Raw genomic sequence first — 14,718 nt, forward strand, 5'->3', positions numbered from 1 at the left:
ACTGTATGTTGACGTTTTGCTGTTCAGTTTTCAAGGTTCAAGTTGTTCGTCCTGTAAAAGCAACTTCTATAATTTAACATCGTTCTTCGTAAGAGTCAAGCTTTTTTATTATTGTAAAAAACTTAATTTCCCTTAGCGACGTGTATTATCATAATACATTTCACTCGAAGATGTCAACGGTTAAAGCGAAAAAAGTTTAAAAAACTTAAATCTTCGTTTTGGCACTCCTTTAAATCATTATCCTTCCGCCATCCTCAATATACAAACTCAATAAGAAAAGCTGCCTCCGAAAGACTAGACACCGCCTTTCAGCTGCAGCTCCTATTGGATTTTGCCCCTGCCCGCTCACCAGCCATAACAATGAACTGCACAACCGCTCTTCTTCCACTTACAACTTCATATAGAAAAACCCATTGGAAAAGCGCATTGACCTCCGCCGCTTCAGAAAGAAACTTTTTGGTTTTAAAAGCCACAACTACAATCGATTAGTTTTTAACGTAATAATATCTATGGAAGATCCCTTCACTCTTGGTCGTCACTCCATTAATAAAAATCAGTTCTTTGTCTACAAGATATTCGATGAATACCTCGAGATTGGATGAGTAGTTTTTCAATTCTTCCTGCTCATGCAATTCCTGGATTGTCCAGCTGCTTTGTTTTTCCATGACTTCTCTTATATGAAGGGCTCCGTCCTGTGTTCGCGAATGAATGTAAAATTCACTGGCCAGAAATAATAATTCAAGCCGCTTATCGATTGGCTCATCACTCGATATCAATTCTTCATATAGTTTATAGATGGCTGGCTCCATTTGTTTCACTTGCGACCAGACTGTCACTTCTGGAGGCAAACCGTTTTCCAAAACCGCCAAACGCGCCAAATGGTGAAGCGACTCTACCATGTGGTGGTAAGCATCCATGTAGTTTTTTTCTTCGAAGAACGTCTTTCCTTCCATATAACGGCGAATCAGTTTGGCAAATTCTATTCCCATTTTAATTTTGCGCCCGTAGAATGGATAATCCTTCAGTTCGGTTTTCAATTTTTCCATATACTCATTGCGGTCATATACTACACGGCCATAAAAAAGCCAGTCAACGATTTTCCTGTTTGTGCCAAGCAGCAGCCATTTATGTAATTGCTTCTCGGTAACAATGTGCATTGCAGCTTTCTTATCCAAATACGTGTAATGCTTTGTGAAGACAGGGGTATCATTTTCTTTGGTGATGATCAGCAGAATCGAATCAAATGTATCCGTAATCTGGCTGTCTTTTTCTCTTTTTTCGACTAAGATCACACCCAGCGTACTTTCCTGACTGGCGCGTTCCTGGTAAATAGGTCGTAGTATTTGTTCCATCAATTTTCACTCCTTGCTGTCTCTATCACATTCCGCCATCAAGTTGAACGGAGTGGCCCATAATGAACTGCAACTTGTTTCATTCCCTTAAATGTCTGCCGGGGTCTCCCCGCTCTCTTTATCTCAAACTTTGAAACCGGGCGCTCTGGTTTCTGTTATTCTCTATTTCGACATATTTATTGTCAATTCCTTCATTTCAAAATCGATATCACTTTTTAAGGGCAATTATGATATAGTATGATGGATGCAAGGAGGAAATAAACCATGAAACCTTATAAAAATAAAATCAACCGCATTCGGACGTTTGCGTTGGCTCTGATCTTTATCGGAATCGTTATTATGTACGTCGGTATTTATTTTAGAAATCACCCTGTTGTAATGGTGATCTTTATGCTGCTTGGTGTCATTGCGATCATCGGAAGTACAGGTGTCTATGCTTGGATCGGTTTGCTTTCCATGAAAACCATTCCTGTTGAATGCCCAAATTGCGGTAGACATACAAAAATGCTTGGCCGTGTAGATATCTGCATGCATTGCAACGAACCTTTAACAATGGATCGTTCACTTGAAGGCAAGGAGTTTGACCAGGATTATAACAAGAAAAGCTCACAACAATAAAAAAGAAGCATGCCGCGCAACAGCGGCATGCTTCTTTTTTTGCTATAAAATTCTTTATTGGGCTTTTGCTGTTTTGCCTAAACAGCCCTGACAAGTACCGTAGATTTCAAGACGGTGATAATCCACTTGGAATCCTGTAACGTGAGAAGCCAAATGCTCGACTTCATCCAGCCCTGGATAATGGAAATCAACGATTTTGCCACAATCATTACAGATAATATGATAATGATCATGCGTTACAAAATCAAATCGGCTTGAAGAATCTCCGTAAGTCAACTCTTTTACCAATCCTGCTTTTCTGAACACACGTAAATTATTATAAACAGTTGCAACACTCATATTAGGAAACGTTTTTTCAAGAGCGCGATAAATGTCATCCGCTGTTGGGTGTGTTGTTGAGTGAATCATATACTCCAAAATCGCGTGGCGTTGGGGTGTGATTCTTACACCTGTAGACTTCAAAGCATCAAGCGCGTCTTTTAATTGTACTTCAGACATCGCCGTGCACCTCACTTCATAGATATTCTTACATTGTAATCGTTATAAACAGTGTACCTAATAAGAGTGGGGGATGTCAAGAAATCACTATACTGCCGCCGTTTGCCACGCGTTTTTCCTATTGTTTTTCGTGAAGGCCCTTCTCTTTTCTTCCGAGGCGCTGATTGACCAGACGCGCTGCGACGAATAAAAAGTCTGATAGGCGATTCAAATAAGCCAGGACATTAGGCGAAACATCTTCCCCGATTGATAACGTTGAGCGTTCGGCCCGTCTGACGACTGTGCGCGCTACATGAAGGGCAGCTCCCGCTGGATGGCCACCCGGCAAAATGAAATTGCTGAGCGGCGGAACTTCAGCATCGTATAGATCGATCCACTGCTCGAGTTTAAAAACATCCTCTTCAGCCAATTTCCACTTTACTTCTTTGCCTTTCGGCGTTGCCAATTCCGCTCCCACGTGAAATAAAGTTGTTTGAATTTCATGGAAAACCTCAAAAAGCGCTTCTTTCTCGTCAAAGAATTCGGTATTCATGTGACCGACTGCCAGGCCGATCAATGAATTTGCTTCATCGCATGTTCCGTAGGCTTCTACTACTGCATCATTTTTGGCGACACGTGTTCCGTAAACCAAAGAAGTTGTGCCTTTATCACCGGTTTTCGTGTATATTTTCATTTTCAATACCCCTTTTCCATATTCACCAGATTTGCCGGGACGGTTTGGCCAGCCAACCACTCTTTGAGATTTGGAATAAAAACATCCAGGGCACGTTCCACATATTTACCTGAATGACTCGAGACATGAGGTGACACAATTACATTCTCCATTGACCAATAGGGATGGCCTTTGGGAAGAGGTTCCTGTTCAAAAACATCCAGCACTGCAAAAGCAACTTCTTCGTTTCGCAACGCATTCAGCAAAACTTCATTTGAAACCAGATCGCCTCTCCCCAGATTCATGAAGATGGCCGTTTTTTTCATCGCCTGGAAATGTGCTTCCTTCAATAGATACTTGGTTTCTTGCGTACTAGGCAAAATTGAAATGATGTAATCCGCTTGCGGCAGCTTTTCCAGGATGGCTTCGAAGGAAACCATTTCATCCATGTTGTCCGCCAGCGCTCCAGAACGGTTACAGCCAATGGTGGTGACGCCGAACGCCTGCAGCAGACGTCCGATTTCTGATCCGATCGCGCCCGGTCCGAGAATCAGCGCCGTGGTACCATGCATTTCAGAAGAACGCGTTCTTCTGTTCCATTCCTCGTTACGCTGGTTTTCATAAATCGTCGGCAAGGAACGCTTCAATGCCAATAGATGGGCCAACGCAGACTCGGCCATCGGTATTTTGTGGATCCCTTTGACATTGGACACCGTAATGCCCCGCTCCGCAATGGCTTGATGCGGAAGCTTTTCAATTCCGGCACTGGCCACCATGATCCATTGCACCTTTTTGGCAGCTGCGATGTCTGCTGCCGTCAAATCTTCTCCGTACGTGACAATGACATCGGCAAAAGGCAAATGTTCTTTGTCTTTATAGAGGAAACGAAAATTAACTTGCGGAAATTCGCTTATCAGCCTCTGTTGTTGATTTTCTTTTGGAATGAACGTGAACAGGATTTCCATGAATATCTCCCTTCTTACTGCTTACTGATTTCTTTCAAGGTTTCCAGTACATCCTGGATGTGATTCGGCACTTTGACTTTGCGCCATTCTTTTACGATCATTCCTGTCGGATCGATCAAGTAAGTCGTACGTTCAATACCCATGAATTTCTTGCCGTACATATTCTTTTCAACCCAAACCCCGTAGTCTTCTGAAACCTTATGGTCTTCATCGACCAACAGCGAGAAGGGCAGTCCATGTTTTTCGATGAATTTGTTGTGGCGGTCTTCCGAATCTGCACTGACGCCAAGGATCACTGCATTGAGCGCAGAAAAATCAGCCTGGGCATCGCGGAAATCACAGGCTTGTGTCGTACAGCCGGGTGTCATGTCTTTTGGATAGAAATACAGCACGACGTATTTATCGCCGGCAAAATCCTGTAAAGAAACCATTTCCCCCGCTTCGTTCTTCAATGAAAAATCCGGTGCTTGTCTTCCTTCCAATACAGTCATTTTCAACACTCCTTTTCTTCTCTCTATCGTACCGAACCCCAGGCCCAGTTTCAATTTCTTTGGCGTTTAGGACTAAATTTGTCTACAATAAGGAATAGATTAATCATAGGAGGCAATTATTCAATGAATCATTCAGCATCAGAAAAGCTTCATGAAGAAGCATTAAAACACATTGTAGGTGGCGTCAACAGCCCATCCCGATCTTTTAAAGCCGTGGGCGGCGGTTCTCCAGTCGCTATGGAACGTGGAAAAGGCGCGTATTTTTGGGATGTCGATGGCAATAAATACATAGATTATTTAGCTGCTTACGGTCCAATCATCACCGGCCATGCACATCCGCATATCACGCAAGCCATCACACACGCTGCAGAAACCGGACTGCTGTACGGCACGCCAACACGGCATGAAGTCACTTTCGCTGAAATGCTGAAAGAAGCTATGCCTAATATGGACAAAGTACGTTTCGTCAATAGCGGAACAGAAGCGGTCATGACGACGATCCGTGTATCCCGTGCTTACACTGGACGGACAAAAATCATGAAATTCGCTGGCTGCTACCATGGCCACTCCGATCTGGTTCTTGTAGCTGCCGGATCTGGTCCTGCTACACTTGGAACTCCTGATTCAGCAGGTGTCCCAAAATCCATCGCTGAAGAAGTCATCACCATTCCATTCAATGATCCGCAAGCATTTGCTGAAGCCATGGAGCGTTGGGGCGAAGAAATTGCCTGCATCCTGGTTGAACCGATTGTCGGTAACTTCGGAATCGTCGAGCCGAAAAAAGGCTATTTAGAAGAAGTGCACCGTATCGCCCACGAAAAAGGCGCGTTGATTGTTTATGACGAAGTCATTACGGCTTTCCGTTTCCATTACGGCGGTGCACAGGATATGCTTGGCTTAACACCAGATTTAACGGCTCTCGGAAAAATCATCGGCGGCGGATTGCCGATAGGCGCATACGGCGGTAAAAAAGAAATCATGGATACAGTCGCTCCTTTAGGACCCGCTTATCAAGCCGGAACGATGGCTGGAAATCCTGCTTCAATTCAAGCCGGGATCGCCTGCTTGGAAGTGCTTCGCGAAGATGGCGTGTACGAGAAAATGGATAAACTCGGCGCACAACTCGAAAAAGGCATTTTGGCAGCTGCTGAAGAATTCGGTGTGACGATTACCCTTAATCGCCTAAAAGGCGCATTGACCATTTACTTTACGGATGTGAAGGTCGAAAACTACGAACAAGCAGAAGCTACTGATGGCGAAATTTTTGGCCGTTTCTTCAAATTGATGTTGCAGCAAGGCATCAACTTGGCTCCTTCAAAATACGAAGCCTGGTTCTTAACCACCGAGCATACCGAAGAGGATGTAGAAGTTTCCATTCAAGCGGTACGCGAGGCATTTAAACAGTTATAATTAGAATAAAACACATTGTGGGGAAGGAGTCCTTAAGTAAATGAAATTAGGTGCACGTATTTTAAAAACCGGCGTGGCCATTTCTATGGCCCTGTTCCTGGCCAGCTTACTGGAATTGCCCTCCCCTGTTTTCGCTGGAGTCGCAGCCATTTTCGCCATTCAGCCATCGATCTATCGGTCTTATCTGACTTTACTTGATCAGATTTACGGGAATTTGATTGGTGCCGCCATAGCCATTACTTTTGTGCTGACAATGGGCAGCAATTATCTAACCATCGGAGCAGCAGCCATTTTAGCCATCGTCCTGTTGCTGAAATTGAAACTGGAAAATACGGTATCCTTGACTTTGGTGACCATCATCATCATTATGGATTCCCACTCCGCCGACTTCATGACTTTCGCTTCATTGAGATTCGGTACTGTTCTGCTCGGGATTTTGTCAGCATTCTTCGTGAACCTTATTTTCTTGCCTCCTAAGTATGAAACACGGCTATTTACATCCATCCATGAAGTGAGCGAAGAAGTGATTCGGTGGATTCGCGTTTCCATCCGCCATGCGTCCGATCATGTTTCAGTGAAAGAAGACATTGATAAATTGACGGAAAAGCTCGTAAAAGTGGATCAATGGTATTCGTTTTACAAAGAAGAACGCAGTTATACAAAAAAACAGCAATACGTAAAAGCACGCAAATTGGTGTTGTACCGCCAGATGATTGCCACATCCAAGAAAAGCCTAGAAGTATTAAAGCGATTAAATCGTTTTGAGAACGAAATGATGGAGCTTCCTGAGCATTTCCATATGATGGTACAAGAACGTTTAGAGAGTCTGGCCAGCTACCATGAGCAACTTTATATGAAATATGTAGGCAAAATGCGCCCCGAACACAGTGAGGGCTCAGGCGCAGAGGCCATCATGAAACGCAATGAAGTGATGACGATTTTTGTAAAAGAAATAAACTTGGCACATGAAGAAAATGAAGATGAATTTTCGGTCTATCATTTAATGCATGTACTATCAGCCATATTGGATTATGAAGAACAATTAGAGCATTTGGATTTGCTGATTATCGCTTACTTGAATTACCATTCCGAAGAAGTGGACAGCGACCTTGAAAATGCCATTTAAAAAAACGTGCGGGGCAAATTGCCCTGCACGTTTTTTTAAGATTTCATTCGCGGATCCAATGCATCGCGCAAACCGTCACCCATCAAGTTAAAGCCTAAAACTGTCAACATGATTGCTACACCTGGAAAAATCATGGTCCATGGGGCATTCGTCAAATACGAACGTGAATCAGCAAGCATCTTGCCCCATTCCGGCGATGGAGCCTGCGCTCCCAAACCGAGGAATCCAAGAGCTGCTGCTTCGATGATAGCAGTCGCAATCGCGAGTGTACCTTGAACGATCACCGGTGCCATGGAATTCGGCAAAATATGTGACACAAGAATCCGATTATCTTTCATGCCGATCGCTTTCGCGGACATGATGTATTCATCTTCTTTGATGCTCAATACCTTCGAGCGGATCAAGCGGCCAAAGTTCGGCACATTGATGATGGCGATGGCAATGAGTGCATTGCGCAGTGATGGTCCTAAAACCGACACAACGGCAATCGCCAATAAAATACTTGGAAACGCCAGCATGATATCGAAGATGCGGGAAATGATGGTATCCACCCAACGGCCGTAATATCCCGCTAAAATCCCCAAAATACTGCCGACGACAACCGAGCCGATAACCGCTAAAAATCCGACCCATAAGGAAATGCGGGCCCCGTATACCACACGCGATAAGATGTCCCGGCCGAAATCGTCCGTCCCCATCCAATTTGAGGAAGAAGGAGGCATAAGCCGTTGAGACAGATTTTGTTCATTGATGCCTTGCGGTGTCAACAGTGGCCCGAAAATTGCCAACAGGATGAAGAAAATGACAATCCCCATTCCCACTACCGCTACTTTGCTTTTACGGAAACCACGCCAGGCCTCTTTCCAGGGGCCGGCGACTTTCTGCATTTCCGCTTGTTCTTGTTTGATTGCTGTTTCAGCCAATGTACGTCTCCTCCTTCCTAGTCATATTTGATGCGTGGATCGACCAAGCCATAAAGCAGATCGACAAAAAGATTAATCATGACAAAAATAAACGCGACAATCAGAATTCCAGACTGGATGACCGGATAATCACGGAATCCAATCGCTTCATAGATGTAACGCCCAATTCCAGGCCAACCGAAAATGGTTTCCGTCAAAATAGCACCGCCAAGCAGCAGCCCCATCTGGAGACCGATAATCGTCAATACCGGAATGATGGCATTTTTAAGCGCATGTTTGTAAACTACCCAAAACATCGACAAGCCTTTTGAGCGTGCTGTCCGAACATAATCCGAACGCATGACTTCAAGCATACTCGAGCGCGTCATTCTGGCAATGATGGCCATCGGGATCGTCGCTAATGCCGTACCCGGCAAGACCAGATGCTTCAATACTGTAGATAATTGATTAAAATCACCCGCAATCAAAGTATCGATCACATAAAATCCGGTGATGACATCCACAGGATCCCGGACATTTTCACGGCCTGTGGTTGGGAGGATCCCCAATTCAATCGAGAAAATCCATTGGTTCATCAGCCCCAACCAGAAGATCGGCATTGATACCCCAATCAATGCGATGATCATAGCCAAGTAATCAAACCAAGAATTCTGGAACCATGCAGAAATGATGCCCGCATTGATTCCAATAATAACGGCAATAATGATGGCGAATAAAGAAAGTTCAATGGTTGCAGCCAAATACGGCCATACTTCATCCACTACTGGAGTTCTCGTACGAAGTGACTCTCCCAGATCGCCTGTGACCAGTCCTTTCAAATAATCAAAGTACTGGATATACCAGGGATTGTCCAACCCCAAGTTTGTTCGTAATGCTTTTATCGCTTCTTCGGATGCTTGTTGACCCAGGATGACTTGTGCAGGATCACCAGGAATTGCGCGGATGATCATAAATACGATAAATGTCATGCCGAGTAAAACCGGGATTAACTGTAGAAGCCGCCTTCCGATATAGTGAAGCATCTTCTTCACCTCTCCATCTCTTGCAATATGTATAACAGGAAGAAAAAAAGGGAGGAAATCATCTGACTTCCTCCCTTGGATAACCTACTCTAAATCTACTGAAGCCAATTTATCAGAACCAGTTGGATGCGCTTTGAAATTGATGACGTTTTTGCCACCAGCTAATAGCGGTGTAGAGTGTGCAAGCGGTACCCAAGGTGCATCTTCATGGATGATTTCCTGGGCTTGCATGTACAAGTCGTTTCTTACGTCTTCATCAACTTCTGATTGCGCCTGGATCAGAACATCGTGCAATTCCTGGCTTTCGTAATACGTGTAGTTATTTGTCCCAACATTGTCTTGGTCAAGCAAGGCATATAGGAAGTTATCTGCATCACCGTTATCGCCAGTCCATCCAAGAAGGAATGCATCAGCTTCTCCGTTTGCAGCTTTTTCAAGATAAGTAGCCCATTCAAATGACACGATTTCAGCTGTTACACCAACATCAGCCAAGTTCTTTTGAATCGCTTCTGCTACTTTTTGGCCATCCGGCATATATGGACGTGGAACCGGCATTGCATACAGTTCCATTTCAAAACCATCTGCCAATCCTGCTTCAGCCAATAATTCTTTTGCACGTTCAGGATTATAATCATATCCTTCAATACTGTCGTTATATCCGCTGATTACCGGCGGAATCGGGTTTTTCGCTACTTCTGCACGCCCTTCAAAAAACGCATCTACAATCGCTTGTTTGTCAATCGCGTGGTTGACTGCCTGGCGTACTTTTGGATCGTCAAATGGCTCACGTGTTACTGTCATTCCCAGGTAACCAACGTTCATGGATGGACGTTCAAACAATTGAAGATTTTCGTCTCCTTCGATTGTTGCGCCATCAGAAGGCGTGATGCCGTCTGCCAAGTCAATTTCACCTGACAATAAAGCATTTAAACGAGCAGAGTTATCTGGAATCGCGCGGAATACCACTTGATCCAATTTCGGCTCGCCATCTACCCAATAATCATCGAATTTCTCGATTGTGATGGTGTCATTGCGTTTCCATTCAACAAACTTGAATGGTCCTGTTCCGACTGGGTTATCCCCGAATGCATCTCCTGCTTCTTCAAACGCAGTTGGTGAGGCAATACCGAACGGGCTCATCGCCAAGTTTTTAAGGAATGGTGCCTGCGGGCGTTTCAGTGTGAAGACCACTTCATAATCACCCGTTGCTTCAACAGATTCAATTACATTGCCTTCTTCATCACCGTATCCACCAAACATAGAACCATAGTAAGGGAATTTTTCTCCATCACCGGCTGCCCAGCGTTCGAAGTTCTTAACTACTGCTTCTGCGTTGAAATCAGTGCCATCGTGGAACTTAACCCCTTCTTCCAATGTGAAAGTATACGTTAATCCGTCTTCAGAAGGTGTCCATTCAGAAGCCAAAGCTGGTTCGATTTCTGTATCCTGTTCACCAAAATTCACTAATGTATCAAAAACGTTTTTTGTTACTTTAAAAGATTCACCGTCTGTGACAGTAATCGGATCAAGAGAAACCGAGTCGCCTCCGCGCCCAAAGATCAATGTTTTCTCTTCAGTGGATCCGCCTTCGCTTCCACCTTCGCCTTCGCCGCCTTCTGACCCGTTATCAGAACTACAGCCATAAAGAGCTGTGGATACTAATAAAAGAAGCAGAAATGCCCACGATAAGAACTTTTTCTTTCCCAAATTAACCCCTCCGTTTTTTCTATTTATTATCATTGCGGCCTGCATTCTTCGTAAAGATGACAGGCAACAGAATGACCTTTTTCAACCTCTGCAAATATTGGTACAGCCTGGGAGCAGATATCCATTTTAAAAGGACAGCGTGTATGGAACCTGCAGCCGCTCGGTGGATTTGCAGGGCTTGGCACATCTCCAGAAATGACAACTTCTTCACGGACAAACTCCGGATCAGGCACCGGCACCGCAGCCAATAAGGCTTGTGTATAAGGATGCAGCGGTTTTTCGTAAAGATCCTCTGTATCGGCGAGCTCCGCCATCTGCCCGAGATACATAACGCCTACGCGGTCACTTATATGGCGAACCACCCCTAGATCATGGGCAATGAATATATAAGTCAGTTTCAGCTCTTTCTGAAGATCCTGCATCAAGTTCAATACCTGTGCCTGAATCGATACATCAAGTGCTGATACGGGTTCATCTGCAATGATCAACTTCGGATTCGTCATCAACGCACGCGCAATTCCGATGCGCTGGCGTTGACCTCCGCTGAATTGGTGCGGATAACGTTTGGCATGGTAGCTGCTCAAACCGACAATCTCCAGAAATTCATGGACTTTCTTTTTGCGTTCTTTCGGATCGCCTATATTATGGACGTTAAGCGGTTCCATTAAAATCTTTTCGATGGTGTGGCGCGGATTCAATGATGCATAAGGGTCTTGGAAAACCATCTGGATATCACGGCGCGCTTTACGCATATCGTTGTTCGACAAACTGGTCAATTCCTGCCCGTCAAATGTCACGGTGCCTTCTGTCGGTTCCAAAAGGCGCATCAGCATCCGGCCAGTCGTCGATTTTCCACAGCCCGATTCACCCACAATCCCCAGCGTTTCACCTTCCTGGACAGTAAATGACACATCATCCACCGCTTTTACATGGTTGCTGACTCTGCCTAAAACCCCTGATTTAATGGGGAAATATTTTTTCAGCCCTTCAACTTTTAACAACGGTTCTGTCATGAGACTGTACCTCCTTCGGATCAAATAGGAAACAACGGGTTTGATGATTATCCGCTGTTTGGTACAGTTCCGGTGTTTCTCCGATGCAGCGGTCAAAAGCGAATTCGCAACGCGCTGCGAATTTGCATCCTGTTTTGATGGTTCCGGGCTTCGGTACGTTTCCGGGAATCGAATATAGACGCTCTTTTTTGAAGCGCATATCTGGAACCGATTCCAGCAATCCTCTTGTATAAGGATGCTGCGGATCATTGAAAATTGTGTGGACCGGCCCTTCTTCGACTACTTTCCCGGCATACATGACCACGACCCGTTCGCAGGTTTCAGCGACAACACCTAAATCGTGGGTGATCAGCAAGACAGCTGTATTCAACCGCTCATTTAGGTTTTTGATCAATTTCAGGATCTGTGCCTGGATGGTCACATCAAGTGCCGTTGTAGGCTCATCTGCAATTAAGACTTTCGGATCACACAGAAGTGCCATAGCGATCATTACGCGTTGGCGCATCCCACCTGACAATTGGTGCGGATATTCCTTCATCAAACCTTCTGGGCGAGGCAATCCTACCAGTTTCATCATTTCGATGGCGCGTTCCTGAATTTGTTTTTTCGACCAATCCTTCTTATGGATTTTAATCGCTTCCCGAAGCTGGTCACCGATGGTAAACAACGGATTCAATGAAGTCATTGGTTCTTGGAAGATCATGGCAATGTCATTGCCTCGGATGCCCCTCATTTGTTTTTCGGAAAATTTTGTTAAATCTTTATCCTGAAATAAAATTTCGCCTCCGGTGATTTTTCCTGGCGGACTTGGTACCAGCCCCATAATAGATAGTGAAGTGACACTTTTTCCGCATCCAGATTCCCCTACAATGCCAAGCACTTCCCCTTCTCGTATGTGAAAATCCACATTATCTACTGCCGGTATCTCTCCATCATCAGTGAAAAAAGTTGTTTTCAACCCTTTAACATCCAAGATGGTTTTGCGTTCATTCATGATGCTCCCCCTTTGGCACAAAAAAATGATTCAGACTATTCTTCTTCTTTCAATTATACGTAATATTACTATTAATGCAATATTTCTTTTTTGGAGTTTTTGGAAGTCCAGCATATAGAAAAAGCCTCCAATAAATTGGAGGCTTCTGTATTTTTCAATTGAAATGCTGTACTTGGAAGAGATTATAGTAGACGCCCTGCTGTTCCATCAGTTCAGTATGTGTGCCGCTTTCTGAAAGCTTGCCATGGTCGATGACCAGAATCTGATCTGCATGGGTGATGGTTGAAAGACGGTGTGCCACGATAAGAGTTGTGCGGTCATGAGCCAGACGTTCCAATGAATCTTGGATCAGCGCCTCACTTTCTAGATCAAGTGCTGAAGTCGCTTCATCAAGAATGAGGATCGGTGGATTTTTCAGGAACACTCGTGCAATTGCCACGCGCTGCTTCTGTCCGCCTGATAATTTGACTCCACGCTCTCCGACTTTCGTATCATATCCTTCCGGCAGTTCAGAAATGAAATCATGGGCATTCGCAGCTTTCGCTGCCGCAATCACTTCTTCATCCGTTGCTCCCGGTTTCCCCATTAAGATATTTGCTTTCACTGAATCACTGAAAAGGATGGAATCCTGAAGAACCAATCCGATCTGGTCACGCAATGTATGGGTCGTCACATCGCGCAGATCATGGTCATCCATATAGATGCCCCCGCTTGTCACGTCATAGAAACGTGGGATAAGGGAAACAATTGTTGATTTCCCTCCGCCGCTCATTCCAACAAACGCAACCGTCTCTCCTGGTTTCACCGTAAAGTTCAAGTCAGACAATACTTCCGTTCCGCCATCATTGTAGTGGAAAGACACGTCGCGGAATTCCAGTTTGCCATCAACTACAGCCAAATCATGGGCTTTTTCTTTATCGGTTACATCATAGTCTTCATCCATCAACTCAAAGACACGGTCCATGGAAGCAAGCGATTGTACCAACGTCGTCGAAGAATTGACCAACCGGCGAAGCGGATTGTACAAGCGCTCGATATACGCAATAAATGCCACCATCGTCCCGAGCGTCAGATTGCCCTGGATAACCTGGTAACCAGCATACCCAATCACCAGCAGCGGTGCGACATCCGTAATGGTGTTTACGACCGCAAACGCTTTGGCATTCCATTTAGTATGGTCAATTGCCTTTTCCAGAAATTGATCGTTGGTATCGTTGAAAATTTTCTGTTCATGCTTTTCAAGTGCAAAGCTTTTGATGATGCTCATTCCCTGCACTCGTTCATGAAGGTAACTCTGTACATTAGCCAGAGCCTGTGAGCGTTCCCGTGTCAAATCGCGCAAGCGGCCAAAGAAATACTTGACGCTGAACGCATAGAACGGAAACGCCAGCAATGCAACTATCGTCAAGGAAACATCCATCGTCAACATGATGACAATAGCAATGAGTATCGTCGCTAAATCGAGCCAGACATTCATCAAACCGATCATAACGAAGTTTTTGGTCTGCTCGACGTCATTGATGACGCGTGAAATGATTTCGCCTGCCCGCGTATTGGCATAATAGCGCAAGCTCAATCGTTGCAGATGGCTGTAAAGATACCCACGGATATCATAAAGGATTTTATTGCTGACGTATTGTGCGTAATACTGCCGGTAATATTCAATCGGCGGGCGAAGCAGAAAGAAGACGATGGCCGTTCCGCCGAGCCATAGATACAGCTGCTCCAACTTCTCGGCATTCGATAAGGCATCCGCTCCGATAATATCATCAATGACGATTTTGATCAGCAATGGAATAAACAACGGGATCGCAAACTTAAATATCCCGATTAAAATTGTCAACGCAATCTGCCAATAATACGGTTTGACAAACTGCATATAGCGTTTCATACTGCTCAAAAACATTCACTCCATTCTATTCAAAACGAAAAACCTGTCGGCAAGCA

Annotated in this window: 14 protein-coding genes; 3 read left to right on the forward strand and 11 right to left on the reverse strand. The window is 44.7% G+C overall.

The features are described from left to right. Positions 1–485: 485 nt before the first annotated feature. Positions 486–1,352 (reverse strand): nucleotidyltransferase-like protein, encoded by an 867-nt coding sequence (locus QMA01_RS16355; protein WP_191716758.1) that lies wholly within the window; start codon positions 1,350–1,352, stop codon positions 486–488. Positions 1,353–1,616: 264 nt separating this feature from the next. Here QMA01_RS16355 and QMA01_RS16360 point away from each other — a divergent pair, with 264 nt between their 5' ends. Beyond that, the gene (locus QMA01_RS16360) at positions 1,617–1,970 is read left to right on the forward strand and encodes a YgzB family protein (RefSeq protein WP_191716759.1); all 354 of its coding nucleotides are present in this window, start codon (positions 1,617–1,619) and stop codon (positions 1,968–1,970) included. A 54-nt stretch (positions 1,971–2,024) separates the two neighbouring features. Here QMA01_RS16360 and perR read toward each other — a convergent pair whose 3' ends face one another. From perR to bcp, 4 genes are all read right to left on the reverse strand, one after another. Next, positions 2,025–2,468 (reverse strand): peroxide-responsive transcriptional repressor PerR, encoded by a 444-nt coding sequence (perR, locus tag QMA01_RS16365; protein WP_290187256.1) that lies wholly within the window; start codon positions 2,466–2,468, stop codon positions 2,025–2,027. 118 nt (positions 2,469–2,586) lie between these two features. Continuing rightward, a complete protein-coding gene (locus tag QMA01_RS16370; protein ID WP_290215494.1) occupies positions 2,587–3,141 on the reverse strand; it encodes a cob(I)yrinic acid a,c-diamide adenosyltransferase in 555 nt (184 codons plus the stop codon). A 2-nt stretch (positions 3,142–3,143) separates the two neighbouring features. Then, positions 3,144–4,085 carry a D-2-hydroxyacid dehydrogenase gene (locus tag QMA01_RS16375; protein ID WP_290215495.1) on the reverse strand — a complete coding sequence of 314 codons (942 nt, stop codon included), beginning with the start codon at positions 4,083–4,085 and terminating at the stop codon, positions 3,144–3,146. A 14-nt stretch (positions 4,086–4,099) separates the two neighbouring features. Continuing rightward, entirely contained in the window at positions 4,100–4,576 is a 477-nt protein-coding gene (gene bcp, locus QMA01_RS16380; RefSeq protein ID WP_290187254.1) for a thioredoxin-dependent thiol peroxidase, read from the reverse strand. A gap of 123 nt (positions 4,577–4,699) precedes the next feature. Here bcp and QMA01_RS16385 point away from each other — a divergent pair, with 123 nt between their 5' ends. Together QMA01_RS16385 and QMA01_RS16390 are read left to right on the forward strand one after the other, a co-directional pair. Beyond that, complete coding sequence (locus QMA01_RS16385; protein ID WP_191716764.1) at positions 4,700–5,986, forward strand: glutamate-1-semialdehyde 2,1-aminomutase; 1,287 nt, start codon at positions 4,700–4,702, stop codon at positions 5,984–5,986. A 40-nt stretch (positions 5,987–6,026) separates the two neighbouring features. Further along, complete coding sequence (locus QMA01_RS16390; RefSeq protein WP_290187253.1) at positions 6,027–7,112, forward strand: FUSC family protein; 1,086 nt, start codon at positions 6,027–6,029, stop codon at positions 7,110–7,112. Between the two features lie 35 nt (positions 7,113–7,147). Here QMA01_RS16390 and QMA01_RS16395 read toward each other — a convergent pair whose 3' ends face one another. From QMA01_RS16395 to QMA01_RS16420, 6 genes are all read right to left on the reverse strand, one after another. Beyond that, entirely contained in the window at positions 7,148–7,999 is an 852-nt protein-coding gene (locus QMA01_RS16395; RefSeq protein WP_203341388.1) for an ABC transporter permease, read from the reverse strand. A 53-nt stretch (positions 8,000–8,052) separates the two neighbouring features. Next, on the reverse strand, positions 8,053–9,057 hold the full coding sequence (locus QMA01_RS16400; protein WP_191716839.1) for an ABC transporter permease: 1,005 nt from the start codon (positions 9,055–9,057) through the stop codon (positions 8,053–8,055). Positions 9,058–9,141: 84 nt separating this feature from the next. Then, positions 9,142–10,764: an ABC transporter substrate-binding protein gene (locus QMA01_RS16405; protein WP_191716766.1), complete on the reverse strand. Its 1,623-nt coding sequence runs from the start codon at positions 10,762–10,764 to the stop codon at positions 9,142–9,144. A gap of 29 nt (positions 10,765–10,793) precedes the next feature. Further along, entirely contained in the window at positions 10,794–11,777 is a 984-nt protein-coding gene (locus QMA01_RS16410; protein ID WP_191716767.1) for an ABC transporter ATP-binding protein, read from the reverse strand. Next, positions 11,752–12,771, reverse strand: a complete 1,020-nt coding sequence (locus QMA01_RS16415; RefSeq protein WP_203341339.1) for an ABC transporter ATP-binding protein — start codon at positions 12,769–12,771, stop codon at positions 11,752–11,754. Before QMA01_RS16415 ends, QMA01_RS16410 begins: the two co-directional genes overlap by 26 nt. Before the next feature lie 154 nt (positions 12,772–12,925). Next, positions 12,926–14,671, reverse strand: coding sequence for an ABC transporter ATP-binding protein (locus QMA01_RS16420; RefSeq protein WP_290215496.1), 1,746 nt, complete (start codon positions 14,669–14,671; stop codon positions 12,926–12,928). Between the last annotated feature and the right edge of the window lie 47 nt (positions 14,672–14,718).

Source organism: Planococcus notacanthi, from assembly GCF_030407825.1.
Classification (GTDB): domain Bacteria; phylum Bacillota; class Bacilli; order Bacillales_A; family Planococcaceae; genus Planococcus; species Planococcus notacanthi.

Bases quoted from the DNA above. Each gene is read 5' to 3' on its own strand.
- QMA01_RS16355 (WP_191716758.1), bottom strand. From the start codon at position 1,352: ATGGAACAAATACTACGACCTATTTACCAGGAACGCGCCAGTCAGGAA.
- QMA01_RS16360 (WP_191716759.1), top strand. From the start codon at position 1,617: ATGAAACCTTATAAAAATAAAATCAACCGCATTCGGACGTTTGCGTTG.
- perR (WP_290187256.1), bottom strand. From the start codon at position 2,468: ATGTCTGAAGTACAATTAAAAGACGCGCTTGATGCTTTGAAGTCTACA.
- QMA01_RS16370 (WP_290215494.1), bottom strand. From the start codon at position 3,141: ATGAAAATATACACGAAAACCGGTGATAAAGGCACAACTTCTTTGGTT.
- QMA01_RS16375 (WP_290215495.1), bottom strand. From the start codon at position 4,085: ATGGAAATCCTGTTCACGTTCATTCCAAAAGAAAATCAACAACAGAGG.
- bcp (WP_290187254.1), bottom strand. From the start codon at position 4,576: ATGACTGTATTGGAAGGAAGACAAGCACCGGATTTTTCATTGAAGAAC.
- QMA01_RS16385 (WP_191716764.1), top strand. From the start codon at position 4,700: ATGAATCATTCAGCATCAGAAAAGCTTCATGAAGAAGCATTAAAACAC.
- QMA01_RS16390 (WP_290187253.1), top strand. From the start codon at position 6,027: ATGAAATTAGGTGCACGTATTTTAAAAACCGGCGTGGCCATTTCTATG.
- QMA01_RS16395 (WP_203341388.1), bottom strand. From the start codon at position 7,999: ATGCAGAAAGTCGCCGGCCCCTGGAAAGAGGCCTGGCGTGGTTTCCGT.
- QMA01_RS16400 (WP_191716839.1), bottom strand. From the start codon at position 9,057: ATGCTTCACTATATCGGAAGGCGGCTTCTACAGTTAATCCCGGTTTTA.
- QMA01_RS16410 (WP_191716767.1), bottom strand. From the start codon at position 11,777: ATGACAGAACCGTTGTTAAAAGTTGAAGGGCTGAAAAAATATTTCCCC.
- QMA01_RS16415 (WP_203341339.1), bottom strand. From the start codon at position 12,771: ATGAATGAACGCAAAACCATCTTGGATGTTAAAGGGTTGAAAACAACT.